Source organism: Methanolobus sp. (assembly GCF_016278365.1).
GTDB lineage: Archaea > Halobacteriota > Methanosarcinia > Methanosarcinales > Methanosarcinaceae > Methanolobus.
The window spans coordinates 1-25,422 of the sequence record NZ_JADQBZ010000007.1; the positions used below are offsets into that span (position 1 = coordinate 1).

Annotated in this window: 21 protein-coding genes, 1 pseudogene and 1 CRISPR repeat array; of the genes and pseudogenes, 10 read left to right on the forward strand and 12 right to left on the reverse strand. The window is 42.6% G+C overall.

Features of this window, described 5'->3' with window-relative positions; translation table 11 throughout:
• The 8 genes and pseudogenes from QZZ22_RS07505 to larC form a co-directional block, all read left to right on the forward strand.
• Positions 1 to 680: MBL fold metallo-hydrolase (locus QZZ22_RS07505; RefSeq protein WP_292463801.1), on the forward strand; the 680-nt coding region annotated here is incomplete at its 5' end.
• Positions 681 to 988: 308 nt separating this feature from the next.
• Positions 989 to 1,624, forward strand: a complete 636-nt coding sequence (locus QZZ22_RS07510; protein ID WP_292463802.1) for a flavodoxin family protein — start codon at positions 989 to 991, stop codon at positions 1,622 to 1,624.
• A gap of 128 nt (positions 1,625 to 1,752) precedes the next feature.
• On the forward strand, positions 1,753 to 2,205 hold the full coding sequence (locus tag QZZ22_RS07515) for a flavodoxin (protein ID WP_292463803.1): 453 nt from the start codon (positions 1,753 to 1,755) through the stop codon (positions 2,203 to 2,205).
• A gap of 65 nt (positions 2,206 to 2,270) precedes the next feature.
• Positions 2,271 to 2,810 (forward strand): flavodoxin family protein, encoded by a 540-nt coding sequence (locus tag QZZ22_RS07520; RefSeq protein ID WP_292463804.1) that lies wholly within the window; start codon positions 2,271 to 2,273, stop codon positions 2,808 to 2,810.
• A gap of 388 nt (positions 2,811 to 3,198) precedes the next feature.
• Entirely contained in the window at positions 3,199 to 3,525 is a 327-nt protein-coding gene (locus tag QZZ22_RS07525; RefSeq protein ID WP_292463805.1) for a hypothetical protein, read from the forward strand.
• Positions 3,526 to 3,800: 275 nt separating this feature from the next.
• Positions 3,801 to 5,000: an aldo/keto reductase gene (locus tag QZZ22_RS07530; protein ID WP_292463806.1), complete on the forward strand. Its 1,200-nt coding sequence runs from the start codon at positions 3,801 to 3,803 to the stop codon at positions 4,998 to 5,000.
• Between the two features lie 147 nt (positions 5,001 to 5,147).
• Positions 5,148 to 5,948 carry a nickel pincer cofactor biosynthesis protein LarB gene (gene larB, locus QZZ22_RS07535; RefSeq protein WP_292463807.1) on the forward strand — a complete coding sequence of 267 codons (801 nt, stop codon included), beginning with the start codon at positions 5,148 to 5,150 and terminating at the stop codon, positions 5,946 to 5,948.
• A pseudogene (gene larC, locus QZZ22_RS07540) lies at positions 5,945 to 6,977 on the forward strand (nickel pincer cofactor biosynthesis protein LarC). The gene larB and the pseudogene larC overlap by 4 nt, the downstream one beginning before the upstream one ends.
• Positions 6,978 to 7,429: 452 nt before the next feature.
• On the opposite strand, the gene QZZ22_RS07545 reads toward larC, so the two are convergent.
• From QZZ22_RS07545 to QZZ22_RS07565, 5 genes are all read right to left on the reverse strand, one after another.
• Positions 7,430 to 8,215: a winged helix-turn-helix domain-containing protein gene (locus tag QZZ22_RS07545; protein WP_292463809.1), complete on the reverse strand. Its 786-nt coding sequence runs from the start codon at positions 8,213 to 8,215 to the stop codon at positions 7,430 to 7,432.
• Positions 8,216 to 8,570: 355 nt separating this feature from the next.
• Entirely contained in the window at positions 8,571 to 9,617 is a 1,047-nt protein-coding gene (locus QZZ22_RS07550) for a polysaccharide deacetylase family protein (RefSeq protein ID WP_292463810.1), read from the reverse strand.
• Positions 9,618 to 9,716: 99 nt separating this feature from the next.
• Positions 9,717 to 9,887 (reverse strand): hypothetical protein, encoded by a 171-nt coding sequence (locus QZZ22_RS07555; protein WP_292463812.1) that lies wholly within the window; start codon positions 9,885 to 9,887, stop codon positions 9,717 to 9,719.
• A gap of 28 nt (positions 9,888 to 9,915) precedes the next feature.
• Positions 9,916 to 10,116, reverse strand: coding sequence for a hypothetical protein (locus tag QZZ22_RS07560; RefSeq protein WP_292463813.1), 201 nt, complete (start codon positions 10,114 to 10,116; stop codon positions 9,916 to 9,918).
• A 158-nt stretch (positions 10,117 to 10,274) separates the two neighbouring features.
• Positions 10,275 to 10,409, reverse strand: coding sequence for a hypothetical protein (locus QZZ22_RS07565; RefSeq protein ID WP_292463814.1), 135 nt, complete (start codon positions 10,407 to 10,409; stop codon positions 10,275 to 10,277).
• A 578-nt stretch (positions 10,410 to 10,987) separates the two neighbouring features.
• Here QZZ22_RS07565 and QZZ22_RS07570 point away from each other — a divergent pair.
• The gene (locus QZZ22_RS07570; protein WP_292463815.1) at positions 10,988 to 12,385 is read left to right on the forward strand and encodes a cache domain-containing protein; all 1,398 of its coding nucleotides are present in this window, start codon (positions 10,988 to 10,990) and stop codon (positions 12,383 to 12,385) included.
• 528 nt (positions 12,386 to 12,913) lie between these two features.
• On the opposite strand, the gene QZZ22_RS07575 is transcribed toward QZZ22_RS07570, so the two are convergent.
• A complete protein-coding gene (locus QZZ22_RS07575; protein ID WP_292463816.1) occupies positions 12,914 to 16,546 on the reverse strand; it encodes a NosD domain-containing protein in 3,633 nt (1,210 codons plus the stop codon).
• Between the two features lie 239 nt (positions 16,547 to 16,785).
• On the opposite strand from QZZ22_RS07575, the gene QZZ22_RS07580 reads away from it, so the two are divergent.
• On the forward strand, positions 16,786 to 18,096 hold the full coding sequence (locus QZZ22_RS07580) for an NCS2 family permease (RefSeq protein ID WP_292463818.1): 1,311 nt from the start codon (positions 16,786 to 16,788) through the stop codon (positions 18,094 to 18,096).
• Positions 18,097 to 18,113: 17 nt separating this feature from the next.
• Positions 18,114 to 21,192: a CRISPR direct-repeat array (repeat unit 29 nt; unit sequence CGGTTCATCCCCACACATGTGGGGAACTC).
• 137 nt (positions 21,193 to 21,329) lie between these two features.
• On the opposite strand, the gene cas2e is transcribed toward QZZ22_RS07580, so the two are convergent.
• Genes cas2e through casB form a run of 6 tightly spaced genes read right to left on the reverse strand, consistent with a single transcriptional unit; the run spans position 21,330 to position 25,409 of the window.
• The gene (cas2e, locus tag QZZ22_RS07585) at positions 21,330 to 21,614 is read right to left on the reverse strand and encodes a type I-E CRISPR-associated endoribonuclease Cas2e (RefSeq protein ID WP_292463819.1); all 285 of its coding nucleotides are present in this window, start codon (positions 21,612 to 21,614) and stop codon (positions 21,330 to 21,332) included.
• Positions 21,595 to 22,506, reverse strand: a complete 912-nt coding sequence (gene cas1e, locus QZZ22_RS07590) for a type I-E CRISPR-associated endonuclease Cas1e (protein ID WP_292463820.1) — start codon at positions 22,504 to 22,506, stop codon at positions 21,595 to 21,597. The genes cas2e and cas1e overlap by 20 nt, the downstream gene beginning before the upstream one ends.
• 25 nt (positions 22,507 to 22,531) lie before the next feature.
• Complete coding sequence (cas6e, locus tag QZZ22_RS07595) at positions 22,532 to 23,140, reverse strand: type I-E CRISPR-associated protein Cas6/Cse3/CasE (RefSeq protein WP_292463821.1); 609 nt, start codon at positions 23,138 to 23,140, stop codon at positions 22,532 to 22,534.
• On the reverse strand, positions 23,127 to 23,816 hold the full coding sequence (cas5e, locus tag QZZ22_RS07600) for a type I-E CRISPR-associated protein Cas5/CasD (protein ID WP_292463822.1): 690 nt from the start codon (positions 23,814 to 23,816) through the stop codon (positions 23,127 to 23,129). The genes cas6e and cas5e overlap by 14 nt, the downstream gene beginning before the upstream one ends.
• 15 nt (positions 23,817 to 23,831) lie before the next feature.
• The gene (gene cas7e, locus QZZ22_RS07605; RefSeq protein ID WP_292463823.1) at positions 23,832 to 24,965 is read right to left on the reverse strand and encodes a type I-E CRISPR-associated protein Cas7/Cse4/CasC; all 1,134 of its coding nucleotides are present in this window, start codon (positions 24,963 to 24,965) and stop codon (positions 23,832 to 23,834) included.
• 3 nt (positions 24,966 to 24,968) lie between these two features.
• The gene (gene casB / locus QZZ22_RS07610; protein ID WP_292463824.1) at positions 24,969 to 25,409 is read right to left on the reverse strand and encodes a type I-E CRISPR-associated protein Cse2/CasB; all 441 of its coding nucleotides are present in this window, start codon (positions 25,407 to 25,409) and stop codon (positions 24,969 to 24,971) included.
• Between the last annotated feature and the right edge of the window lie 13 nt (positions 25,410 to 25,422).

Sequence of the window (25,422 nt, forward strand, 5' to 3'; positions counted from 1 at the left end):
ATATAATGCTGCACCTGATTGATGATATGCCGCCAATTGATGCAGTTTTCATTACGCATGACCATTACGACCACATGGATTACCAATCCATCGTAAAACTAAACAGCAAAGTATCGCACTTCTTTGTTCCTCTCGGGTGTAGTGCTCATTTGATACGATGGGGGGTTCCGGAAGAGAAGATCACGGAACTCAACTGGTGGGAAGAAACGGAGTATCAGGGCTTGACCGTTGCTTTGACACCATCCCGACATAGCTCTGGAAGAGATCCATTCAGTATCGATACCACACTCTGGGGAGGATGGGTAATTCTGGGAAGCAAAAACAGAATATATACCAGTGGAGACGGTGGATATGGTCCGCATTTTAAGGAAATCGGGGACCAATACGGACCTTTTGATCTTACCTTGATCGAAGGTGCCCAATATGACCGGAAATGGTCGGAGATTCATATGATACCGGAGCAATCAGTCCAGGCTAATCTGGATGTAAATGGTGAGACCATGATGCTGATGCATTGGGGAGCATTCACGTTAGCCAATCATGCCTGGAATGAACCAATAGAAAGGGCGCTGGAAGAAGCAGGTGAAAGGGAAGTGAACATAATTGCCCCTCAGATCGGTGAAACTGTCCTATTGGATTCAGATCTGCAAATGCCTCCGACTTCATGGTGGTATCTCTGACCTAGAAACACACATCGATCCGTCTGCATTATTGGCAGAGAATAGTAAAGCACCTTCATCATTCGAGGCAGAATAGAGTGAAGTAATTATGCAAAAATCAGAGGGAATCCGATAAATTACTTACATTCCATTATTCTGCATAATACTCATCCTTATATACAAGTAAATGTTTTAAGTAAATGACTGATTGGTCACTCACACTTTAGTACCACCCCTAAAATCCACTCTCATCACCCCAAAACCAACCAAATTGAGTGACTGATCATTCATTTTCAAATAAATTAAGATAACACCAATGAGGTATGAAAATGAAAGTATTATTAGTAAACGGAAGTCCGCATGAGAAAGGTTGCACCTATACTGCTCTTACGGAAGTAGCAGAGACATTGAAAGAAGAAAGCATCGACACTGAGATTTTTTGGATCGGGAAAAAACCACTATCCGGGTGTACTGCCTGCCGGAGCTGTGCCAAAACTGGAAAGTGTGCATTTAACGATAAAGTCAACGATTTCCTTGACATTGCCAAAGATGCTGATGGATTTTTCTTCGGTTCACCTGTACATTATGCCGCTGCCACTGGCGCTATAACATCTTTTATGGACTGTGCATTCTACACAAACCTGCTTGGAGGCAGAAATACCTTTTATTTGAAACCTGCAGCAGCAGTTATCTCTGCACGCAGAGCAGGAACTACAGCCACACTTGACCAGCTTAATAAGTATTTCACCATTTCGGAGATGCCCATAATTTCATCTAGATACTGGAATATGGTTCATGGAGCAAAGCCGGAAGATGTAAAAAAGGATCTGGAAGGATTGCAGACCATGCGTGTGCTTGCACGGAATATGGCATGGTTCCTTAAGTGTAAGGAAGCTGGCATGAAGGCTCGCGTACAGCTCCCGGTGAAGGAAGAGATGATCTTTACAAACTTCATTCGGGAATGATCAGTATTTGAGATTTTTGAGTGCTGGTAAACAAAAAAAGTGGGACAAAACTGATGAATTTGAAAGATAAGAAATGTCTGATAGCCTATTATTCCCGTAAAGGGAATAACTATGTTAGTGGACAGATCATGAATCTGCCGATCGGTAACACTAAAGTGGTAGCTGACATGATCTGGGAAATAACAGGGGGCGATGTTTTCCAGATTGATACTGTAAAGTCATATCCAAAGGATTATTCTGCAACCACCAACATGGCAAAAAAGGAATTGAATGAAAATGCCAGACCGGAACTTTCCGGCCATGTGGAGAACATGGAATCTTATAACGTGATATTCCTGGGTTATCCTAACTGGTGGGGAACGATGCCAATGCCGGTGTTCACATTCCTGGAAGAATATGACCTTTCAGGAAAGACCATTGTCTCATTCTGTACGCATGAAGGAAGCGGAATAGGTCGCAGTGAGAATGATATTGAAAAGCTTTGCCCGGAAGCGACACTTTTGAAAGGCTTCGCTATTTATGGATCTCGTGTAAGTGCTGCAAAAAAGGATGTTGCAGACTGGTTGAACCAACTATCATAACTTCACAAACTGCTTGAATATCGATATTTGAGAATCTTTAACTGACAAATAAGGAGATAATTTCAATGAGCAAAAAAGTATTGATACTATCCGCCAGCCCGAGGAAAGGCGGAAACTCCGACCTGCTGTGTGACCAGTTCATGCGTGGAGCAGAAGAAGCGGGCAACCAGTCTGAGAAGATCTTTGTGAATGACAAGATGATCTCCTACTGTATAGGCTGTGGAGTCTGCTTTAACAGAGGGAATGGATGTTCCCAGAAGGACGACATGGATGAGATACTGGAGAAAATGATTGCAGCAGATGTGATCGTAATGGCTACTCCGGTGTACTTCTACACATTGAACGGTCAGATGAAGACCCTGATAGACCGTACCTGTGCCCGATATACAGAGATCAGTGACAAGGATTTTTATTTCATTGTAGCAGCTGCCGTAGATAGCGAACCGGCCATGGAGAGAACACTTGAGGGATTCAGAGGATTCACTTCCTGTCTAGAAGGACCAAATGAAAAAGGTGTTGTCTATGGAACAGGTGCCTGGAATATAGGGGATATCAAAGGAAGCAAAGCAATGGACCAGGCATATGAAATGGGGAAGGCGGTTTAATCCTGGAAGAAAAATAATGAGTGGAGCAGGATTATCCAAACCGAAAATTGAACAATTATCTGGAGATGGCAGGCTGGAAAATTATTTTTGGCCGTTCTTGCGGCTGATTAATTACTCGTGATAGATTGTTGATAAAATCTATCACGATTTTCAAAAATATTAAGTTCAGAGAAAATTGACGAATGGAAAAATACCGGAGGTACTTAAAGACGATAAAGATCAATCCAATACTCATCATTGGACTACTGTTTATCTTGGCAACATTTATTACAGGCTGTATGGAAAAAGATACTGTCATTCATCCTGTGCCCGAAGGTACAACAGTTACTTCAAACTCGACAAGTAATGGGAGGATTATTCTTTATGGGGCAGTTCGGCGGGTGCCAGGATGGCCGCTCGGCTCGGTTCAAATGGAGCTTTTGCCTATGGAGGGAATGATATTCCAAAACCATGTACTGTTGTAATGGCTTATACCGGTCATTCGGATTTTTCTCTAAATGACCCACCGACCTTTGTTACATCGAGCGAAGATGATCCCATTGCCAGTGTATCCGCTATTGAAAGACGTGTAGAATCCATGAGAAGTGCCGGAATATATGTCGAGTATCGTAAATACAAGAATGCCGGGCATGGCTTTGGGCTTGGTACAGGCACTGATGCCCAAGGGTGGATAGAATACGCAATCCGCTTTTGGGAAGAGCATATGTCTGACTAATACAAATGATCAAGGTAAAAAGTTCACGGGATAATCGGTTCTGTGGACTTTTCATAGAACTTGTTCGTAAATTTTAGATACATGCTGGGTAGCTGAAGGAATAGAGTATATCTACCCAAAATAATGAATAGTTCGAAAAGAGATTAATTTGCCATAATCATGTGAGTGATTGGTCAATCAAAGCAAATATATACTAATATCTCCAAGTATGACTGACTATTCAGTCATTATATTGTGATATAATCTTATACTATTCAAAATACAGGAGAACTAAGATGTTATACAGGAAAATGCCAAAGAACGGAGACGAACTTTCGATACTTGGATTCGGATGCATGCGCCTCACCTCAAAGGAAGACGGCAGCATAGATGAAGAAAGAGCCACCAAGCAGGTACGCCATGCAATTGACAAGGGAGTGAACTATGTTGACACGGCCTGGCCCTATCACATGGGAGCAAGCGAGCCATTCCTAGGTCGAGCTCTTGCTGACGGCTATCGCGAGAAAGTAAAGATTGCAACAAAACTTCCTTCATGGCTCATAGAGAGCCGGGAAGACATGGATAAATTCCTGAATGCTCAGCTTGAGAAATTGAACACCGATCATATCGACTATTATCTCATACACGCTCTCGTTGGTGATTTGTGGGACAGTGCTGAAAAACTGGGTGTAGCGGATTTTCTTGATAAAGCCAAAGCTGATGGTCGCATTATAAATGCTGGTTTTTCCTTCCACGGAGCAGCAGAGGATTTCAACCGCATAGTAGATGCTTATGACTGGAATTTCTGCCAGATACAGTACAACTTCCTGGATGAAACGAACCAGGCAGGTACCGCAGGTCTGGAATATGCAGCCTCCAAAGGTCTTGGTGTTATCATCATGGAGCCTCTGCGTGGAGGGAATCTTGTAAAGAACGTGCCTCATGCCGTGAAAAATATCTGGGACGAAGCCCCGACAAAGAGGTCCTCTGTAGAATGGGCTCTACGCTGGATATGGGATCATCCTGATGTCACAGTGGTTCTTTCCGGTATGAACGAGGAGGCCCATGTAGAGGAGAACCTTAGAATAGCATATGAAGCATACCCGAATTCGCTGACAGAAGCGGAAATGCAGCTGGTAAAGAGGGTGGAAAGCAAGTACCGCGAGCTTCTGAAAGTGGGATGTACTAGTTGTCAATATTGTATGCCCTGCCCGGCAGGTGTGAACATTCCGCTCTGTTTCGAGCATTATAACAACCTGGCTCTCGTGGACAACCCTGAAGGGGAACGGTTCATGTATGCTGCACGTTTGGGCGGTGCTGTCGCTCTCGGGGAACCAGAGTTTGCATCCCTGTGCATACAGTGTGGAGAGTGCCTTGAGAAATGCCCCCAGAGTATTGATATACCAACGGTTCTTGCATCGGTTGTGGAAGAACTGGAAGGATCTGACATTGAGCAGAGAGCTGCCATGGCAAGGGAGATGTTCAAGCAGGTATAAACAGCGGAAATTATCTGCCGTACAAAAAGACAACAATAAATATTGTTTCAGGTTCTTTTGTTGAAAGATCAGACAGTATTCCATTTCAATTTGTTCATCTTTTTGTTAACTATTGAAATATTATCCTTTTTAGGAAAGGGTTATCACATGGAACTCACTGAGCTTTTCAGAGCTGTCAAAGACGGAAAAATAGATGTTGAGACTGCGGAACAGCAGGCACGTGGTCTTGGTTTTGTGTCCTATTTGGATATTGCAAAACTGGATTCCCACAGGAAATGCAGAACGGGAGTTATCGAGGCTGTTCTTGCCGACTGCAAAGAGCCTGATGATGTCGTTGAGATTGCAAGGGTGATGGTCTCACATAGCAAAAGAGCTCTGATCACCCGTGTATCTGCAAAACATCTTAAGGCTTTGAAAGCAGCATTTGCTGACGATAAACTTGAGTGGAACAGTCGGGCCCGTGCAGCTGTAGTCCATGACGGTACTCTTGCTCCAAAAACTGGCGGAGTTGTAGGAATCATCTCTGCAGGCACGGCAGACATTCCGGCCGCAGAAGAGGCTAGGGTTGTAGCTTCCGAAATGGGGTGCGAGACTGTTACCGTATACGATGTAGGAGTTGCAGGTATTCATAGACTCGTTCCCGAACTTCAGAATATGAAATCGAAGAATCCGGGGGCTATCGTGGTTGCAGCCGGAAGGGAAGGCACACTTCCCACGATAGTCTCGGGACTTGTTGATGTGCCTGTGATAGGTCTTCCTGTTTCCACAGGCTACGGTGCAGGCGGCAAAGGAGAAGCTGCCCTGATGTCGATGCTCCAGTCCTGTTCCACACTTGCAGTCGTTAACATTGATGCAGGTTTCGTAGCAGGGGCATATGCGGCCAGGATAGCGAACATGATCGCATCTGCAGGAACAGGATGTAAGAAAGAACAGGAGGAAAGATCATGAGATCACTAATATTCAATCCTTTTTCCGGGGCAGCCGGAGATATGATCCTTGGATGTACTCTGGACCTCGGAGCTGACAGGGAATCCGTAAAAGAACTCATAGAAGCTTCTGCTCCCGTATCTGTGGATATAAGGGAAGTCGTGAAAAAGGGAATAAAAGCCTTAGATGTCAGGATAAACGTACCGGAAAGAGAGCATGCACGCACATATCCCGAACTTGTGGATCTGATAAAGGAAGCAAGACTGCCTTCTAGAGTGGAGGCAAGTGCACTCGATATCTTTTTGAAGATGGCAGAAGCTGAAGCCTCGGTCCATGGAGTGGATGATCTAGATAAACTCCATTTTCATGAGGTGGGACAGAGTGACGCCCTTGCGGATGTCATTGGCTCTTCGGCAGCCATCCATTCCCTTGGATGTGATTCTGTTTACTGCACTCCTATCAATGTGGGAAGTGGAACTATAGAATGCGCACATGGGACTCTGCCGGTCCCCGCTCCGGCTACTCTTGAACTGCTCAGGAAAGGAAAACTCTATTTCAGAGGAGGAAATGAAGAAAAAGAACTTCTGACTCCGACAGGGGCTGCTATACTTTCCCATTTTGCAAGACCTGTAGAAACTTTTCCACAGGGCAGGGTAATTTCAATAGGCTATGGAGCCGGAGATACCGAGCTTAAAGGGCCAAACGTACTCCAGGGAATATTGTCTGATCTGGATTCCTGCCTGATCCCTGATATGATAGAAGTGCTTGAGACAAATGCTGATGATGTGAGCGGGGAAGTACTGGGTAACCTGTTCGAGGAATTGCTTGCTATGGGGGCAAGAGATGTTGCAATAGATGCTTAAATTTGAACTTGAAGGGCAAATGCATGAATCCGCAGTGAAGATTGCCAGAGACATTGAAGGTGTTTTGCTCAATATCTCTGCTGAGTTTGAGGACTGTAAGAAAATTGCAAGAACAAGTGGTATTCCTGTAAAGGAAGTTATGAGAAAGGCAGAAGAGGTCGCAAGAAAGGTATTCCAACATTCCTAAGGTCAAGAAAGTTTGATTTTTCCGTGATTCAGTTACGATCGATTTTGGAGAGCTTGAACGAGAGAAAAAACAGTACATACATAACAATCAACTTTTTTGTATTATGTATGCATTAATGCATATTTTATTATTTGAATATGCTTAATATTATATCGTTAAAATTGACGATATTCAAATTGAACTACTTAATATATAGTTAGGAATGACGATAAATTTGCTGCATATTACATATTATTTATTATATTTAATTGTTAGATTTGTTTATAGAAAAATACTCGTACATTTTAATGTACTATTGTTCGAATTCATGTAAGAAACGATATTACAACAGTTTGAAATTATTTCATAGAACTACTTAAAGTAAGCGTATCTTTTAAATAATATATTATTTTACACTATGTTTTCGGAACTACTGTTAAATTGAAGAAGCTATATAATGGATTCAAATGATATCATATATCTGTTATTGGTACTGAATCCTTTAAATAGTAATCAAAGAGGTCCTTTCCCCATTCAAGCGCAGTGGTGCTATAAGATATCAATGATTTTCCATCGGAGTTACCATCGTTTCGTAACATGACAAGTAAAATACAGTAATCATTCACTGCAAAATAGAGAGAATGAAATGATTTATCGTATAAATAGAAATGATTGTTTTTGTTGCTCAATAACTGCTGAAGCTCTGTAAAGTGTTGTATCCTTAGTTTTTCGAAGAATTCTTTTGTGAGGACCATTTCAATTTTTACTTCATTCTCTGCCCAGAGATTGAACAGATCCATAAAATTAGGGTGAAATATGTTAGTAACGGCGCACATTCTCTTTGATGATGCTGTTGTCCCAATCAACTCCCAGTTAGGTTGATTAATATCGCATAATAATGGCTCGATTATCTTGTAGGGGTATAGCTCTTTTATCCTTTGCAGGAGTGCAGGAGGAATGAAATTTAAATCGCGGTTTCCCATGTAATCTACATCAACGTCAAAAACATTCAGTGTATCCAGAAAGAAAGTAATTTCATCAACGATTAATTTCCCAAGGACTGTCAATTGATAGGTATCCTTGTGGTGAGAAACGAGATAATGCTTTTCAAGTACCTTCACCTGTGGCAGCAGTGCCGTCCTGGTAGTATCCAGCGACTCCAGAATGGCAGGCATTTCCTTAGGCCCGGCCTGTAACAACAGGAGCAGGTTCTTTCGTTTCTCGGAGGCAAATATAACCTCATGTAAAGGTTTATTCATTCCCAACACTCTCTGATCGGCAGGTAAATAATGCTATTTAAAACGAATCGTAGTTCTAATTTCAGATGCAAGTACAAAATCTATTAACGGCTTCATTCCACATCCCAACCCCGAAAAGCTTGTCCACTTAATGTATTTATGGAGTTGTGCTATTTAAAAGAGGCAGAAACTTTAACGCCTATTGAAAATGTATTGGCATTAAAAACTCGCCTGCACGCTAAATAGGTTATTATCTGCATGATTAAAACTGGTTCATGTTATGTAAACGTGACTTGCTAGAAATTGCGTGTATTGGGTCGCTCGCAAAAGGAAGCGTAATTGATGTAAGAAGTCACCTTATTCACAAGATAGTGGTTCATGGATATTCGACATCTGCATTGTTCCACCACTCATAAATGTTCTCACAACTAGTAATCCAGGCGTTTTTTTGATTGCAGTAGTCAAGTATTTTTACATATAACTTATTCCATTCCTTTAAATGCGGAGAACTGAAAATATTATTGTGCCATAGTAATGTTATTATGCCGTTATACTTATGCCCGACATCCAGTATCTGCTTTGATATCTCCCAGGCCTGCCTGAAAGAGCCTGCCTGTTCAAAAAGTGCTATATCCATGATATTAAGAGGTATTTCCAGGATATCCAGCGCCTTTCCCTCTGCATATGGCCTGAAAGGATGACACATACCATTCCTGAAACCTACGACATTATTAAATCCCAGGGTGGTATCATATTTGAAGCCCGCTTTGGAGAGTATTTCCCATGACTCGCTTATCTTTAACTTGAGGTAATGGTTCCTGAACCCAATAACCGGCTTCCCCAGGACCGCTTCAAGCTTTTTCTTTTCATGGACCACATTCTCATAGTTGTCGTAGGAATAGTAACCGCCATGCAGCCCTACTTCGCAGCCTCTGTCAACGATTTCCCTCATATAGTTCCCCACATCTTCTATATCATACCTGAACCTCCTGGGATCCTTTTCTGCAGTCAAAAAATAAAAAGAGGACTTTGCATCGAACTTCTCCTCGATATCCATTATTTCCTTGAAATTTATATATGGTGACTGCTGTTTGCCGTTAACCCTCCACAGGGTGTGCTTTTTTAACTGGGCCAGATTTGCATCTTTGACCGAGTGCAGCATTGATAGGAAGCTATGATGGAAAGGCGGGTAGATATCATCGATATCATGGGTCAGACATACCCCGAATTTCCTGTCTTCAGGAAATTCTACTTCAAGGCCATTTTCAATAAATGTCCTGGAGACATCAGGGGAAAGGACCTCACCGGTATCGTGCTTTTCAAGGTCGCAGTAACTGTCCACAGATGAATATTGGCCAAATTCATCACCTTTAGCGATGAATCTGCCCCATATTTTCGGTTGCTGCTTTATTGAATCATACATTTATACCCGCAGGAAAATCTTCCAGCCTGGCTGGAATGAAGTCCAGATACGCCGTTATAAATTTAGTCACACTCATCTTCCTGGTCAATTCATGTTTATTTAAGGCGAGATCAGTTCAAACTGGCTCACACCTGGAAAATCCTGTTGGAATATATCTTTGGCTTTGTTTTTTGTATCGGCATGAACAGGCACTTCTCTTAAAATCTTTTCATTTTCGTCTTCACGGAATTTTACCCAAAAACACATAGTGTAGTTCCTCCTATTCTTCATTACATGTTCAAGTTGCACAGGTAGTGTATCAGTTTCTGGCTGGCTGTTGCTTTGAAAGCTTATGGAACTTCCTGAGCATCATTTTTAAAGATCTGTCCCTGATCGCATCCCTCTCTTTAATGGAGGAATTACTGGACAAATGGTGCCCGCAGTCTGGACAGAAATAGAATACTTTCCTTCCAAGAACCTGCTTTTTAAGTGCAGCTTTGCACCTGGAACAAGATATCATTTCTTGCTTCCTTATTTCTCGATACTATGCGAATAACATTACCGAATCCATTCTGGCAGTCCCCTTCTGGGTCCAGTATCCACAATTCGCACAATGTTGTATATTTTGGTCCATGAAATGAAGACGTGCCTTACATTCCGGACATTCTTTTAATTGTTTCAAATACTCACCCCATAAGCATTGAAAAATATGCCTTTTCTGGCTCGGTATCCACATATCTCACGATGCTGTATTTTTAGATCCATGTCATGCAGGCGTAGCTTGCACTCAGGACATTCTCTTATCTGTTTCAATTATGTACCCCACTTACATCAGGAAATATAGTTTCCCCATTCGTGTTATATGAATGCCCCGGGAACTTCATCCTGACACTTGATATGAATCATCTGTTTTTATTTAAGGTAAACCGTTATTAAATTCAACAGCTTGTTTCAAATCACATGCCATTGAATTTTTCGATAACGTCTACTTATAATCCTTCTGAAAGAAGAATGGTAACAGAATACACTGTTTCTATGGATTTTCAGCTTTTATTCAATGTACAATTAATATAAAATTAAATATATTACAATGCAGATGCTAATTTTCAACAAAAGCTGGTTTAAGTATTCTCAGGTATGAAAGATTATTCCGGATTATGAAAACAGTTTTCAATAAGTGCAATATGGGACTTGGGTATAAGCATAGTTACGGTCATGGTTTGCTGGATTTGATAATGTGGCTTTTATATAACCATTTATTATCCAAAATTTCTTTTTATTTTCTTGAAAGTAAGTTTCTGGTTATTGTACTCATGAGACTGTCCAATAAAATAGTTAAACAATAATATTATAATAACTATTTATTTATATGTTGACAGTAGATAGTGGTTATGTCATTATCTATACGCTGTAAATATCTATTCCTTGTTGTGGCGCTCACCGGAGCGCTGGTTCTGGCTTCAGGATGCCTCTTGGAAAGTGAAGATCCCTCTGCAGACCTGAGTGGCTCCGCGCCAGCTCTCAACTCCTCAGTATCTCCGGAGAAACTCGTAGTGTTCGTTGAGGAAGCTCACGAATATGCGCAAATTCACGGAAAGGAAGCGGCTCTGCGGGAGTTCAATGACCAAAACGGCCAGTTCATTGATGGTGAACTCTATATCTTCGCCTACGATTCTGAAGGTACTACACTGGCTCTTCCCTTCCAGCCCGAGGTCATCGGGACTGACCGGTGGAACAACACGGACATAAACGGCACAGCATATGTCCGGGATATTGTTACCACTGGACAGTCAGGCGGGGGATTCACCCGATATCTCTATGCAGACCCTGCAGATAATTTCACGGTCAAACAAAAACTCAGCTATGTGATGATGGTGGATCAGAACTGGGTTATCGGAGCTGGCATCTACTTCCCAGACATACGGCCGAAAATGACAACGGATGAGCTGGCTGCATTTGTAGAGAATGCTTCGGAATATGTAGATGCGGTTGGGGAGGATACTGCTCTTGACGAGTTTTCAAAAAAGGACGGGCAGTTTTCGAATGATGTTGCCTACATATACACTTACGATCATAACGGGACACTTCTTGCAGACCCCTATAGCTCCGATGTCGGGAAGAACTTTATGAACTGGACCGATATACGTGGGCTACCGGTGGCCCGGATAGTTGCGGATACTGCTTCCAATGGCGGAGGATTCATAGCATACCTGTATCCGGTAGACGGGGATGGAACAATAGATGAGAAGGCAAAGAGTTCCTACCAGCCTGTGCTCAGTTATGTCTCCCCGGCCGGAGAGCGTTTGTGGATTGTCTCTGATATATACTTCAGTGATCTAACAGGTGAAGGTTCAGGCAAGGTATCACAGATGGTCGAACTTGTTGAGAACTGTGCTGCCTATGGAAAAGATCAAGGATCTGATCTTGCATTTGCCGAAATATCGAACCGTTCCGGAACGTTTGTCGATGGAGAAGGGCACTATATCTATGCCTACGACTACAACGGCACGCTACTCGCCCATCCCTACCTGCCGGAGATGATCGGATCCAGCCTTATAGAGAAGCGCGATCCGTTCGGGATGGAAAATATCCAGGCGCTTGCGGATACAGCACGTTCCGGTGGCGGTTACATAGTATTCGTGTGGCCTAACCCGGATAAAGAGAATAGGGAAGAACTGAAGATTGGTTATGTTCTCCCGGTAAATGACACCTGGTGGGTCGGTTCCGGAGTCTATCTGAGCGAGATCACGGGGGAGGATTCATTCCTATCCTCCTCAGTTCCCACATAATCTCCTATTTTTTGCATAACTCCCTTTCATTTCCCTCCACAGAATCCTATTTTGTCTAAGCATTTTCATACTCCGGCTCTTTGACACTCATCAACTATATCCGTAATGTCTTCAGGTGCTCTGCTCTATCCATATGTAGAACTAGACCACCAAACTATGGAGACAGTCAGGAGCTGATAATCGACAAATATCAAACTATATTATGATATTAATTATTTATTCGAAAAGGATATAGGAAAAGTCTGTATCCAATGTATCAGGCATATTGAAAAAAGAGAGTTAGAATGAACAGTTCAGAGGTTGGTGGCACGGGTATCGGCTTGTGATCTTCTGTGTTCTCTGTAATATCTTGTGGTTGAGCTCAAAATAATGGTTTTTTACACAGCCGCTTTTTTCGTTAATATTATTTACTAAATCAATGCCTTGAGGACGATACTAACCCTGTCAAAGACGGGGGAATACGTATCATAATTCCTCTTCAAAGGACATTATATGGTTAAAAAATAGCTGAGGGCTTAGAGCCCTCCATTATCTTTCTGTTTTTTTTACAATTACGATCACAAGGGCCAGAATAATTACTATGCCGATAATCCAATAAAGATAGCCAAAACCACCTTTATCTTCAACCGTTTTTTCTTCTGCACTCTCAGTGAATGTTTCAGCAACTGCTCCTTGCGTTTCAGCTACTATGTCCTGTGTTTCTTCTGAATCGGTTCCGAACAGTGCATAGAGTGAGAAATGGCTTATCATAGCTGTTGCCCTGCCATTTTCCCAGTCAACAGTTGTTTCAAGGGCGATCCATCCCTCTTCGGATGTGTAAGTGTAGATTACCGGAGCACGTCCTTCAAACAGTTCCGGATCGAAATCCATTGTTATCATTACCTCCTGACTGAATGTGGTTCCGGAAGGACCGAACCTGAAGTAAAGGCCGGACTCGATGACCTCTCCTGGAGTATCGGCAGGCAGGGAGGACGGAGTGGTGATTATTATACTGCTCACAGGATTGCCGAAAGGATCAAGAGCTTTAGTTCCTTTATAAAAGGTCAATGTTGTGGATGTATCTGATGACTTTACAACAGAGTCACCAGTTATTTCCCCATCATTACCTAAAGGCAGATCTGTTATGGTCCCTTCTCTTCTTTCCCTTTGAACTGCAGAACCACTGTTAGAACGGGGAGTTTCTCCATCTATGAAAAGTGCCAATGTAACTGTGTATGTTGGGCTTTCTTCCATTATTCCAACAGGAGCAACACCATCATTTTCATTAATGGTTGCAGAAACATAGTTACCGCTGGTGTTGAGTGTGGCATTTGGAACTTCGACCCATTCATTGCCATTCAGCCTGAACAAAGCGATTGAAGATTCATCCTCATTGCTCATGCCAGGGTTTTCATAGTGAAACTTGATTTCCGTACCTAGGTAGTCTATCGATTCAAGGGCAATGCTACTCAGGTAATCGGGTGAGCGGATAAAGTCTACATAGCCATTGACGTTGGTTTTACCGGATAAAGATACGGAGTTTGAATCGTATCCTCTTAGATAGGTCTTGCCATAATCAGTTACAAAAGACATCTGTGCCAGGTCTTCGGTCAGTATGAGATTGTTTACGGTAGTGTTCAGTGACCTCAATGCATAAAATGCATAATAATTGCCTGTTGAATAGGTACCTGATAGTGTATTGTTGTAACAATCCACAATATGCACTCCATATGATACTGGTGGAATATCATCACTGTATATGGAGTTAATCATATTTGCAGAACTGGATACAAAATTACTGTTGAACTTATTAATGATATTGTATTCGTTAAATGGAGTGTTGCTTAAAGATCCACTATCCATACTTCCCACACCAAAGCCAGAATCGCCTGTACTATCCTTGACGATGTTATTGCCCAATACATTATCACTTGACTCCTGAAGAATAATGCCCGCTAATGAATTACTATTAGCGGTGTTATCTATCAGTTCATTGTCGCTTGATTCGTAAAATCCGATACCGGCAATATAATTTGAATTGGCGATATTACTGACTAAACTGTTATTAGCAGAAGATTCATGGTCAATACCAATCAAATTATCATTGGCAGTATTGTATGTCACGTCATTATTGTCTGATCCTAGAAGTCCGATACCTATCAGATTGGAATTGGCTGTATTGTTCTCTAAAGTGTTCCTATCAGCAGAATTGATAAGAACGATACCGACTAAATTGCCAGTGGCAGTATTACTGTTCAGGGTGTTGTAGTTACTTGAACCCGAAAGAGAAATCCCGTATCCACTGTTGGAATTAGTAATACTGTCGGAGAGCGTATTGTTATTGGATGCACTGATAAAAATGCCATAATCGTTGGTGTTTGCTATGATGTTGTCAAGAACGTTAAAACTGGAATTGAATAGATAGACACCTGATTCACACTCTGATGCTGAGAAGTTCTCTATTATCGAATTGTCCGTATATGCAAATACTGCGCCTGCAAAAGCATTCGAGACTTCAATTTCCCTGACAGTGATGTTAGTTGAGTTTACGACGTATACCTGCCCTACACCAGGGGGAATTTCTTCGTCCGCTTGACTGACTAAGTAATAGAGTGGCTTTCCATTAATTAAATTATTAGTATTATCGATATTATGGATGAAATGCTCAAGGCCAGGTCCGTAAACGCCAAAATTGTAATCATTTGACCCCATTGTGTTATTCATCAGGGTATTGTTGGTTGAATATTCCAGGTAAATGCCATGATCGTTAGAGGTGGCAGTGTTGTTGGTTAAGATGCTGTTGTCAGAATTATAAAGTTTGATGCCTGTGTCACTTCGAGTGGCAGTGTTGTCTGTTAAAGCATTGAAGTTACTTGAATTGTAAATGTAAACACCTTTATCCAAGTTGTCACTTGCAGTGTTGTTTGTCAACGTATTGTAACTTGAAGAGTTGAGATAAATGCCGTGATGAGTATTGTTGCTGACAATATTGCTGCTAATGGCATTGTCATGGGAGTTGTAAAGATCGATCCCGGATTCAGGATTGTCAGTGATGACATTGTCTTCTAATGTATTGTTTCCCGAGTGATCAAGATAGATGCCATCACAGCCATTGGAATTGATAGTGTTGTTGCTGATGATATTGTGTTCACTTGAAGAATAAAGAGCAATACCATCCCACTCGTTATTGCTGACAATATTATTGGTCACAGTATTATAGTAACTTGAAGTGTAAAGATAAATACCTTCAAAAGTGCTGGAATTTACAATACTGTCGGATAATGTGTTATTATTTGATTCATCGATAATAATGCCATAATCGTTGTTATTTGAGCTGATGTTATTAAGGATATTTAAATCAGACTTAAATAAGTAAAAGCCATATTCACATTCTGATGCAGTGACATTCTCTATTTTTGAATTGTTGGTATATGCAAATGTCACACCGTCTAAACAACTCGACACTGTAATATCCTTAACAGTGACATTGGTGGAGTTAACGACATAAACCTGTCCTGCATCGGATGATACCTGCATATTTGCCTGATCTATCAAATAATAGAGTGATTTTTCATTGACCAGATTACCAGGGTTTATATCATGGATAAAATGTTCCATGCTTGTTCCATAAACACCAAAATTGTAGTCATTTGATGTCATTATGTTATCGATAAGGGTATTGTCAGTTGAATCATACAGGAAAATACCATATTCGTTGGAATTGAGCGTATTGTTGGTTAAAGTGCTGTCAGTTGAAGAGCTCGTATAAATGCCAAAGGAATTGTTTACTAAATGATTTTCTGAAATATTACAGTTTGAAACTGATTGCACATAAATACCACTATATTCTGAAGCGCCTGTTATGTTAAATCCGTGGATTGTGACGTTGTTGGCAGTGATATTGAATACATGGTCAGGTGACGCTGCCTGCACGACAGTGCTTGCAGAGCCGTTCTCAGCACGAATTGTAACTTCCTTATTCACCACTATATTCTCAATGTAAGTTCCATCACTTACGGTAATTATGTCACCGTCAGTTGCATTAGTAATTGCAGCGGCAATAGTATCGTTCCCCATATTTTCTCCTACAAGGATATTAGCTGCATGTGCTGTTCCTATGCATAAGAGTAAAACTAACAATACTATCGGATACTTCAATATTCCTGATTTTGTTCTTCCCATCAAAACACCTTTTGTTATTGGAAACTTGATTCTGAAAGAACACATGCATAATATAAAAAACAGTTGATATAATGCTCCTGGTTTTCTGAAACCTCTCTTTTCCGTTGCAACTGGCCGACTTTTAACTCTTAAGTATTTACTATACTCAGGAAGAATAAGACATTTAGAATAATCATCTTTATATATGAATTTCCCTTTTAAAATAATTACTCAACAATGAAATCTCACGGGAATCTGATATGGCAGGTATACTGGAAAATTATTTTCACCTGAAAAAACACGGAACTGATGTAAAGACCGAAGTTATGGCCGGCATTGTCACTTTCATGACAGTGGCATACATAATTGTTGTAAATCCTGCAATACTTGAGGCAGCCGGGATACCTTTTGGTCCATCCATGGTGGCGACGATATTATCTGCAGTTTTCGGAACTCTTCTAATGGGGGTATATGCAAAAAAACCAATTGCAATAGCTCCATACATGGGTGAGAATGCTTTTGTCGCGTATACTGTTGTGGGAGTGCTGGGCTATTCATGGCAGACGGCACTGGGTGCGGTATTCATAAGTGGTGTCCTTTTTACGATACTGACAATTTCAGGCCTCCGGAACAAAACTATAGATGCTGTTCCTGATAATCTCAAATATAGTTTTGCGGCCGGGCTTGGTCTGTTCATAACCTTTATCGGGCTTGTTAATGCAGGTGTTGTTTCACTTGGTGTGGAAGGTGCTCCTTTGCATGTGGGAGCTCTCAATACTATCCCTGTAGCTCTCACACTGTTTGGTTTTCTGGTGATAAGCACATTGATGATAAAGAAAGTAAAAGGTTCTATACTGATCGGTATCATTATCACGGCAATCCTGGGTTTCGTAACAGGTGTCTCCCAGACACCTGACAGGATAGTGAGCATGCCGCCAAGTATTGCTCCAATCCTATTCCAGCTCGATATTGCCGGAGCACTTACATGGGGTTTCTTCGCAGTGATCCTTACTATGTTCACAATGGACCTGATGGATACAATGGGCACTCTTGTGGGTGTCTCCTTAAAAGCAGGTTATATGGACGAGCAAGGCAGGCTCGATGATATGGAAAAACCTTTCCTTGCAGATGCACTTGCCACAATGTTTGGTGCACTTGCCGGTACTACTACCACAGGCGCTTATATCGAATCTGCGACCGGCATTGAAGAAGGTGGAAGGACCGGACTTACTGCAGTTGTGATCGCCTTCCTTTTCACGTTAGGCTTGTTCTTTTATCCTGTCTTCTCAGCAATACCGCCAGCTGCTACATCTCCTGCTTTGATAGTCGTTGGTCTTCTTATGATGGGCTCTATAAAGAAGATAGATATGGAAGATCTCACTGAGATGATACCTGCTATGGCAGTGATAATCCTCATGAGCTTTACCTATAATCTCGGAGTTGGTCTTTGCGCCGGTTTTGTCCTCTTTCCTCTCCTTAAACTGGTCAGCGGCAAAAGAAGCGAAGTTAAGCCGATAGCATGGGCATTGTTCGTCCTGTGCTCCATGTTCTTCATATTCTATCCATACTGAATTGGGTAGAGTATGGATGTTCCATCCCCACACATGTGGGGAACTCATCCCTGGATGATTTGTGCTCCGGTTCTTTTTCGGTTCATCCCCACACATGTGGGGAACTCTTCCCTCTATCAATGGCCTTCTCAACCTTTGACGGTTCATCCCCACACATGTGGGGAACTCGTGTAGAAGCCAGAGGAACCCGTGAAGGTGGTCGGTTCATCCCCACACATGTGGGGAACTCTGTCACCCATGTAAAGCCTCCTTTAGTTTATTCGGTTCATCCCCACACATGTGGGGAACTCGCTGTTGCGTATACCTGGCCTTAGTTCGGTCCAGGTTCATCCCCACACATGTGGGGAACTCGTTTTTGTTGATGGCAAGCCTGCTAAATTTGGCGGTTCATCCCCACACATGTGGGGAACTCTCTGATAGTTGCTGTGGGGTTTGTTACGAGCCCGGTTCATCCCCACACATGTGGGGAACTCTAGGCCTAAATTGTCACGAGTCCCTATAGTGCCGGTTCATCCCCACACATGTGGGGAACTCCATCGATGATGCGCATCAGGTGAATGTGTGTACGGTTCATCCCCACACATGTGGGGAACTCGAGATAGCTATCAGCTTGTAGGCAGTCCAGAACGGTTCATCCCCACACATGTGGGGAACTCTTTGACTCATTTTTGATAGATCCTGTTGGTATCGGTTCATCCCCACACATGTGGGGAACTCTCAGCAATGCACATGGTTTCAGTTTCAAGAGTCGGTTCATCCCCACACATGTGGGGAACTCCCTCTTTGGATATACCAATGTCATTGAGATTTCGGTTCATCCCCACACATGTGGGGAACTCTGCATGAAAAATGCCCTCTACCAGATGTAATGCGGTTCATCCCCACACATGTGGGGAACTCGGTTGCTGTGGCATTGTAGTCTTCTGTACCGTCGGTTCATCCCCACACATGTGGGGAACTCTTTGCAAAGCTGTCGGGCTGTTGTTGAGTTTGCGGTTCATCCCCACACATGTGGGGAACTCGAAACTGCTAACTTGCAAATGGTATTCGGTGTCGGTTCATCCCCACACATGTGGGGAACTCCTCTGGAACATCAAGTCAGGGAGAGAATAGAACGGTTCATCCCCACACATGTGGGGAACTCTGTTTCCGGGACGACATCATCTATTACATCGACGGTTCATCCCCACACATGTGGGGAACTCTTCCGAAACGCTAACCCCATCAAAGCCTCATGCGGTTCATCCCCACACATGTGGGGAACTCTTTTCCTTAGCTATAATTAGTTCATATGGTGACGGTTCATCCCCACACATGTGGGGAACTCCTTCAAGGGCGGGGAAGCTCAATTTAAAACCGCGGTTCATCCCCACACATGTGGGGAACTCATTCGTAGCCCTACGCGCCATCAGCTCACCATCGGTTCATCCCCACACATGTGGGGAACTCCAGTGATAGCAGTATTGTCATCATGCTGGTGACGGTTCATCCCCACACATGTGGGGAACTCATATGCAACATCATTGAGGCGCAGGACACAGTCGGTTCATCCCCACACATGTGGGGAACTCCGTATGTTCCAGTCTACGAATCACATGCGTACCGGTTCATCCCCACACATGTGGGGAACTCAGCCCTTATTGACATTTTCTCTCCTATGGAGTCGGTTCATCCCCACACATGTGGGGAACTCCCTGCACAACCCATTGCCATACCGTAGAATCTCGGTTCATCCCCACACATGTGGGGAACTCTCATAACCGAATTAGATAGTATAAACGTTACGCGGTTCATCCCCACACATGTGGGGAACTCATAACCTGTCAAAGACGCTATATCAATGAAAACGGTTCATCCCCACACATGTGGGGAACTCCTCATCAATAAAATAAATAAAATAACAAGTGGCGGTTCATCCCCACACATGTGGGGAACTCTAGGCTGTGGTGTCACTCTCTCGTATTTCCTCCGGTTCATCCCCACACATGTGGGGAACTCTGTAGCATGAGTATTCGTTATGGCGGCAAGCGCGGTTCATCCCCACACATGTGGGGAACTCTATGTCGCAGCTAATGCAAAGCATAAGTTTGACGGTTCATCCCCACACATGTGGGGAACTCTGATCAGACAATTTAGAGAACGTGGAAAGAATCGGTTCATCCCCACACATGTGGGGAACTCTGCTTCTGGATGTTTCTTAATTCTGCTAACTGCGGTTCATCCCCACACATGTGGGGAACTCCATATGAATTTGCAGGAAATCACCGCGACACCCGGTTCATCCCCACACATGTGGGGAACTCTTCACTACGGTTTACAATACCAATTAAACAGACGGTTCATCCCCACACATGTGGGGAACTCAGAGTATCCAGTATCAACAGGAATATCTAAAACGGTTCATCCCCACACATGTGGGGAACTCTTCACTACGGTTTACAATACCAATTAAACAGACGGTTCATCCCCACACATGTGGGGAACTCAATTGCAACCGATGGTGTTTATTCTGATAAACCGGTTCATCCCCACACATGTGGGGAACTCTTCTGGTTTAGTTACTACTTGTATTCTGTAACCGGTTCATCCCCACACATGTGGGGAACTCTTCTTACATGGACTATGAGTACGTTTGTCGACCGGTTCATCCCCACACATGTGGGGAACTCTTCACTACGGTTTACAATACCAATTAAACAGACGGTTCATCCCCACACATGTGGGGAACTCATCAGAGTCTCTATGGGTAGTAAAAAAAGTTGCGGTTCATCCCCACACATGTGGGGAACTCGGAATAGACAGAGATATTGATGTAGTGAATGTCGGTTCATCCCCACACATGTGGGGAACTCCCGGATGTACCTGTTCACTTCTCTGATCACATCGGTTCATCCCCACACATGTGGGGAACTCCATTCCACAACATTTTTATGCTTAGAAACTATCGGTTCATCCCCACACATGTGGGGAACTCTAGCTGTTTCTACAGGGGCTCGCAGGGAAGACCGGTTCATCCCCACACATGTGGGGAACTCAGGATCGTAAGCAACCATGTCAAGGTGATCACCGGTTCATCCCCACACATGTGGGGAACTCTGTGCATCTTTTATGTAATTAATTAGGAAAGAGGATTCTGACTTTCCCACATAAGTAACTATCATCTACATTATACATATTTTTGGATAATTGATTCTGCAAATAAATATTTACGTGCATAGAAATCCTCTTTTACTTTACTTGGTATCTGGCAAAAAAGATATTAACTTTATCCCATCCATTTCTATAGGGATGCGGCGGTTTTCACCTAGTGTTACAAAATCGAACCCCGTTTCGTTTGGAGAAGACCACATTACGACTGCATTACCTTCCTCTAATCCCTCTTCGATGTTTTGTAGGATCATCTCTCTCACTTTTACGGAATAATCTCCCACATAAACACCTGCACGGACTTCCAGAAGCCAGACAGCAAGACGACCACGCAATCTAGCCGGTGCATTCTCAAGTACGATGGCCAACATCACCAATGCTCCTTTCATTCGGTATTGCAGGAGGGACTGATTCTTCAGGTGCATCAGGTATTTCTATTCCACCAGCTGAGAGAACCTCTTCGATAGATGGGATGATCTTTTTCAGCAATCGAGTTTCTCTGAAAGCATCCCTGCAAGCAAGTCTTACAGCCCTTTCGTAATTATTATGCTTCTCGGATGCAATCCTAAAGGCGAGTGGGACCACTGTTTCAAATTTGAACAGATCTGCAATATCATATACAAAAGATCTGGGTTTTCCTGTGTGAATAAAACCAACTGCCGGAGAATATCCAGCAGCAAGGATTGCTGCTTCAGCTACTCCATATATGCATGAAGTTGCTGAACTAAGGCATTTGTTCTGCACATCAGCACTATCCCAGTCCCCGATATCATAATTGCGTCCCTTCCACTCGATCCCATACTGATGAGCAAACAGTTGGTACATTTTCTTCACACGGACTGCTTCCATCCCACGCATCTGTTCGACACTATAATGGTCAGGGAGAAGCTCATTGAACCTCATCGCATACATTTTTCGGACTACTTTTCTTCTAAGATCATCATCAAGAGCAAGTTTTGCCTGATATAGTAATCTGTCTGCCCTTGCACCGCCTGGCTGTCCTGCTGAATAAAGTCTGACACCTGCCTCGCCAACCCAGATCAATAAACAGCCAACCCTTGAAGCAAGTACTACCGCTGCATGTGAAACCCTTGTTCCCGGTTCCAGCATCAGGCATGCAATCCCTCCAACAGGAATATGAGAACGCACGCCGTTCTTGTCAATTATCACAAAGGCTCCGTCCACCACATCGAGTTCACCTTTCTCGAGGAATAATAGGGAGAAGCGTTCTTTTATGGCTATGGGTTTTAGTTTTGGAAGCATGGATTACCACTTCATTCTATGTGAATCAGATTTTAGCAAGAGTTAAGAGACCGCACCCAAAAGATTTAGCTGGACCAATTCCTTTTGTCATTTTAGAGAGCAATAATTCAGGTTCTTCGGCAGTTAGAATCCCTAAAAAAGTTACAGTTTGAATCTTACCAATATGCTTGTCTCCAGATTTATTTTTGTAAAAATGAAGCACGCTCTTTTGAACCAATTCAACTGAGTCAACTTCAGCACTACCTGCTAATTGTCTCTTTAGCCATGCTACTATTTCCTCATCATGAATAAGGGGCACTCTTATTTTGCCTTGATTTTCTGTCTTTCCATCTTTGTCATTTATTTTTTTAGTTGGATTCGCACACAACATGAACCTATAGCTATTCCCGGATTTTATGTCAAGATTAACTTCCTTTGGACCTTTTAACAGTATCAGTTCCTCAGATACTGCTTGTGGCTGAGAGATAGATTGCAACAATATGTGTTGTTCGCACTTTTGCCCGATGCTTTCAACTCGAAATAAGAAAGAACGTTCATCATCAGCTTTATCCGGGAACAACTGCCATATTTTCCGATGTAATTGATATGGATCTACCGGTTTATTGGATTTGAGCAAACACTTACTGTAGTACATGTTCATCTCCTAAAATGTATATTGTTCTGGTAGCAAATTGCCTTACAGGGTCTTTGATAGGAACATCACGGATTTGCATGGGTGAGGAACCTGCTAGTTTTTGTTCACTATATATAGTGCCTTGTTTCGGTTCTATCTGATCAAGTGCTTGCTGAATATTCTCAGCTGATACAATTTTTTCGAATAAAGGCCGATGTATAGGACATGACCGACGCCCTAGAACAGGAGTGTAATGGGGATTTTGAATAGCTTCCTTTACCCTTTTCAAGGTGTAAACCGCATCATCTCTAAAGCCTAATGCTAATGTAAATTCTGCGTCGTACAGATATTCACGATAAGAAATAATTGCATCTGGTCTTGGGCTTCCGTCGACTTTACGGGCATCAAGGACCGTATGATAGTCTGTCAATTTTTGCATCCTTAATGGCTTTTCCTCGATACGGCCAAAATGTTCTGTTTTGAGCTTACGGCGGTCTGCCCTCACAATGAGCTCAAAACTGGCGTTTAAATCTGCCCTGCTTTGGATGTCAGATCTGTCTATGCCCAGACAAGCTCCCAGCAAACCTACAACTGCACTGCGAGTAGGAAATATGTGGCTTGGACGATAATCCTCAAAGGTATGCCCACCCCAGGATTGCATTGCACCCTGCAACTTGATTATTAAATATTCTTGCATGGTTTATATCCCAGCTCAATTTGCATCGTTTATTAACCATTCTTTCAGCTTTGAGAGGTCAGCACCCACATTCATTGCATTTTCTAGATTGCATTTTTTTGTGCTGAAGAGACCTTTCTTGTCATCAGTTAAGCCATAAGCACTGGAAATCGTTTTATGATAATCCAGCAAGGCGTTAATTGAAGGCTCCATGAATCCGTTTCCTTTTGCTCTAACAGGACTTTCAAAAGCATTTGCTAATGAAATTGGTTGATCGCTAAAACTGACAAGTGCGAAGTCTGCGAGATTAAAAGCTGCAAAAGCATTCTGTTTGGCAGATGGCACGACCGTTGCCAGCATATGCAGGACATGTGCAGCAATATCTAATGCTTGCTCGCGGTCTACATCGCCTAAGTTTTCCTGAAGCTGCCGGAGGTTTAGACTTGCATATCGGTAGAATACCCCTGAACTGAATTCAGTTGTGTCTAAGTGAGCAGAACCTGTTTCCCCAGTCTCTTGGTTCAGATCATCAACCGCAGTGAACCAATCTATGTCAGTATCTACTGTATGTGTTGTTATTGCATGTGCGACTGCCAGTGAAGCGTCCACAATAGTCATTATTCCTGAAGTAGCCATTCTTCCGGATAAGGCAATATCCTGACCATTTTGTAATGCTTCACGGAACAGCTTCACCTTTGTCTTATCATCCAGAAGTTTCTTTTTATCTGTTGCATTTTTCCATTCCTTTTCAAATTCCTTCTCGTCCGGAAATTGTCTCTGTAATTGTTGATATAACTGGCAGTATTGTTCCACTTCAGAAACAGTCCATGCTGCGACTGCACCAGACTGAGTGTTCTCTTTGATCTCCGGTTCACCAGAAATCAGCGACATGACAGCTTTTACCAAGTTTTCATCATATTTGTCTTGCAAAGCTTTTACGTACTTTGCTGTTAGTTTTCCTAATTGCCTGGTTCGATCACTTGGTTTTCCAATGTGGTTTTCATAGTAGTCTGAATGTCTCATGGCCCTCTTCAGACTCTGACTGGATATTCGGGTTCTTTTTACTCCACCGAATACAGCGGTTTTCTGCATGTTCATGTCATCCCTGTTAAGATTGGATGGGCTGTGCGAAATCAAAATATGGTAGTTGACATAATTCTTTTCATCCATGATTTACTCCTCCTCTTTCGTGTAAATAAAGAAACTTTGAACAAGTTGTTTTTTTGATCGTTTCCCCCAATAGAACAGATTTTTCCCAAATACATCCCAATCGATGCTGCTTAACTTGGCTTGCTGGACTGCACGACGTAATTGGACCAGATCATTTGGTGAACTTGAACGGACAATCTGAAAAATGCGCTTCTCACTGATTTTCGCATCACTGAGTTGCCTGCCTAAAAGCTTGGTATTTTCGCTATGCTTCTCAGCAAATGGCAAAAGGAAAGCTACACGTGCCAGCGGTCTTATTTCTCCTGGATTGTGATATCCTATAAGGTGGTAAAATGCTGGCAAGCATTCCAGGTCTTCTGGATTTGAAGCACGCCTTATTTCGGCACGTTGCCCATTATCCAGCGTTTCCCAGAAACGTTGATGAAGTTCAGTAAAAGGAATCATAGTGATACTCCAG

Bases quoted from the DNA above. Each gene is read 5' to 3' on its own strand.
- casB (WP_292463824.1), bottom strand. From the start codon at position 25,409: ATGATTCCTTTTACTGAACTTCATCAACGTTTCTGGGAAACGCTGGAT.
- cas7e (WP_292463823.1), bottom strand. From the start codon at position 24,965: ATGGATGAAAAGAATTATGTCAACTACCATATTTTGATTTCGCACAGC.
- cas5e (WP_292463822.1), bottom strand. From the start codon at position 23,816: ATGCAAGAATATTTAATAATCAAGTTGCAGGGTGCAATGCAATCCTGG.
- cas2e (WP_292463819.1), bottom strand. From the start codon at position 21,614: ATGTTGGCCATCGTACTTGAGAATGCACCGGCTAGATTGCGTGGTCGT.
- QZZ22_RS07550 (WP_292463810.1), bottom strand. From the start codon at position 9,617: ATGTATGATTCAATAAAGCAGCAACCGAAAATATGGGGCAGATTCATC.
- QZZ22_RS07545 (WP_292463809.1), bottom strand. From the start codon at position 8,215: ATGAATAAACCTTTACATGAGGTTATATTTGCCTCCGAGAAACGAAAG.
- QZZ22_RS07525 (WP_292463805.1), top strand. From the start codon at position 3,199: ATGGCCGCTCGGCTCGGTTCAAATGGAGCTTTTGCCTATGGAGGGAAT.
- larB (WP_292463807.1), top strand. From the start codon at position 5,148: ATGGAACTCACTGAGCTTTTCAGAGCTGTCAAAGACGGAAAAATAGAT.
- QZZ22_RS07510 (WP_292463802.1), top strand. From the start codon at position 989: ATGAAAGTATTATTAGTAAACGGAAGTCCGCATGAGAAAGGTTGCACC.
- QZZ22_RS07555 (WP_292463812.1), bottom strand. From the start codon at position 9,887: ATGAAGAATAGGAGGAACTACACTATGTGTTTTTGGGTAAAATTCCGT.
- cas6e (WP_292463821.1), bottom strand. From the start codon at position 23,140: ATGTACTACAGTAAGTGTTTGCTCAAATCCAATAAACCGGTAGATCCA.
- cas1e (WP_292463820.1), bottom strand. From the start codon at position 22,506: ATGCTTCCAAAACTAAAACCCATAGCCATAAAAGAACGCTTCTCCCTA.
- QZZ22_RS07520 (WP_292463804.1), top strand. From the start codon at position 2,271: ATGAGCAAAAAAGTATTGATACTATCCGCCAGCCCGAGGAAAGGCGGA.
- QZZ22_RS07575 (WP_292463816.1), bottom strand. From the start codon at position 16,546: ATGGGAAGAACAAAATCAGGAATATTGAAGTATCCGATAGTATTGTTA.
- QZZ22_RS07515 (WP_292463803.1), top strand. From the start codon at position 1,753: ATGAATCTGCCGATCGGTAACACTAAAGTGGTAGCTGACATGATCTGG.
- QZZ22_RS07580 (WP_292463818.1), top strand. From the start codon at position 16,786: ATGGCAGGTATACTGGAAAATTATTTTCACCTGAAAAAACACGGAACT.
- QZZ22_RS07530 (WP_292463806.1), top strand. From the start codon at position 3,801: ATGTTATACAGGAAAATGCCAAAGAACGGAGACGAACTTTCGATACTT.
- QZZ22_RS07560 (WP_292463813.1), bottom strand. From the start codon at position 10,116: ATGATATCTTGTTCCAGGTGCAAAGCTGCACTTAAAAAGCAGGTTCTT.
- QZZ22_RS07570 (WP_292463815.1), top strand. From the start codon at position 10,988: ATGTCATTATCTATACGCTGTAAATATCTATTCCTTGTTGTGGCGCTC.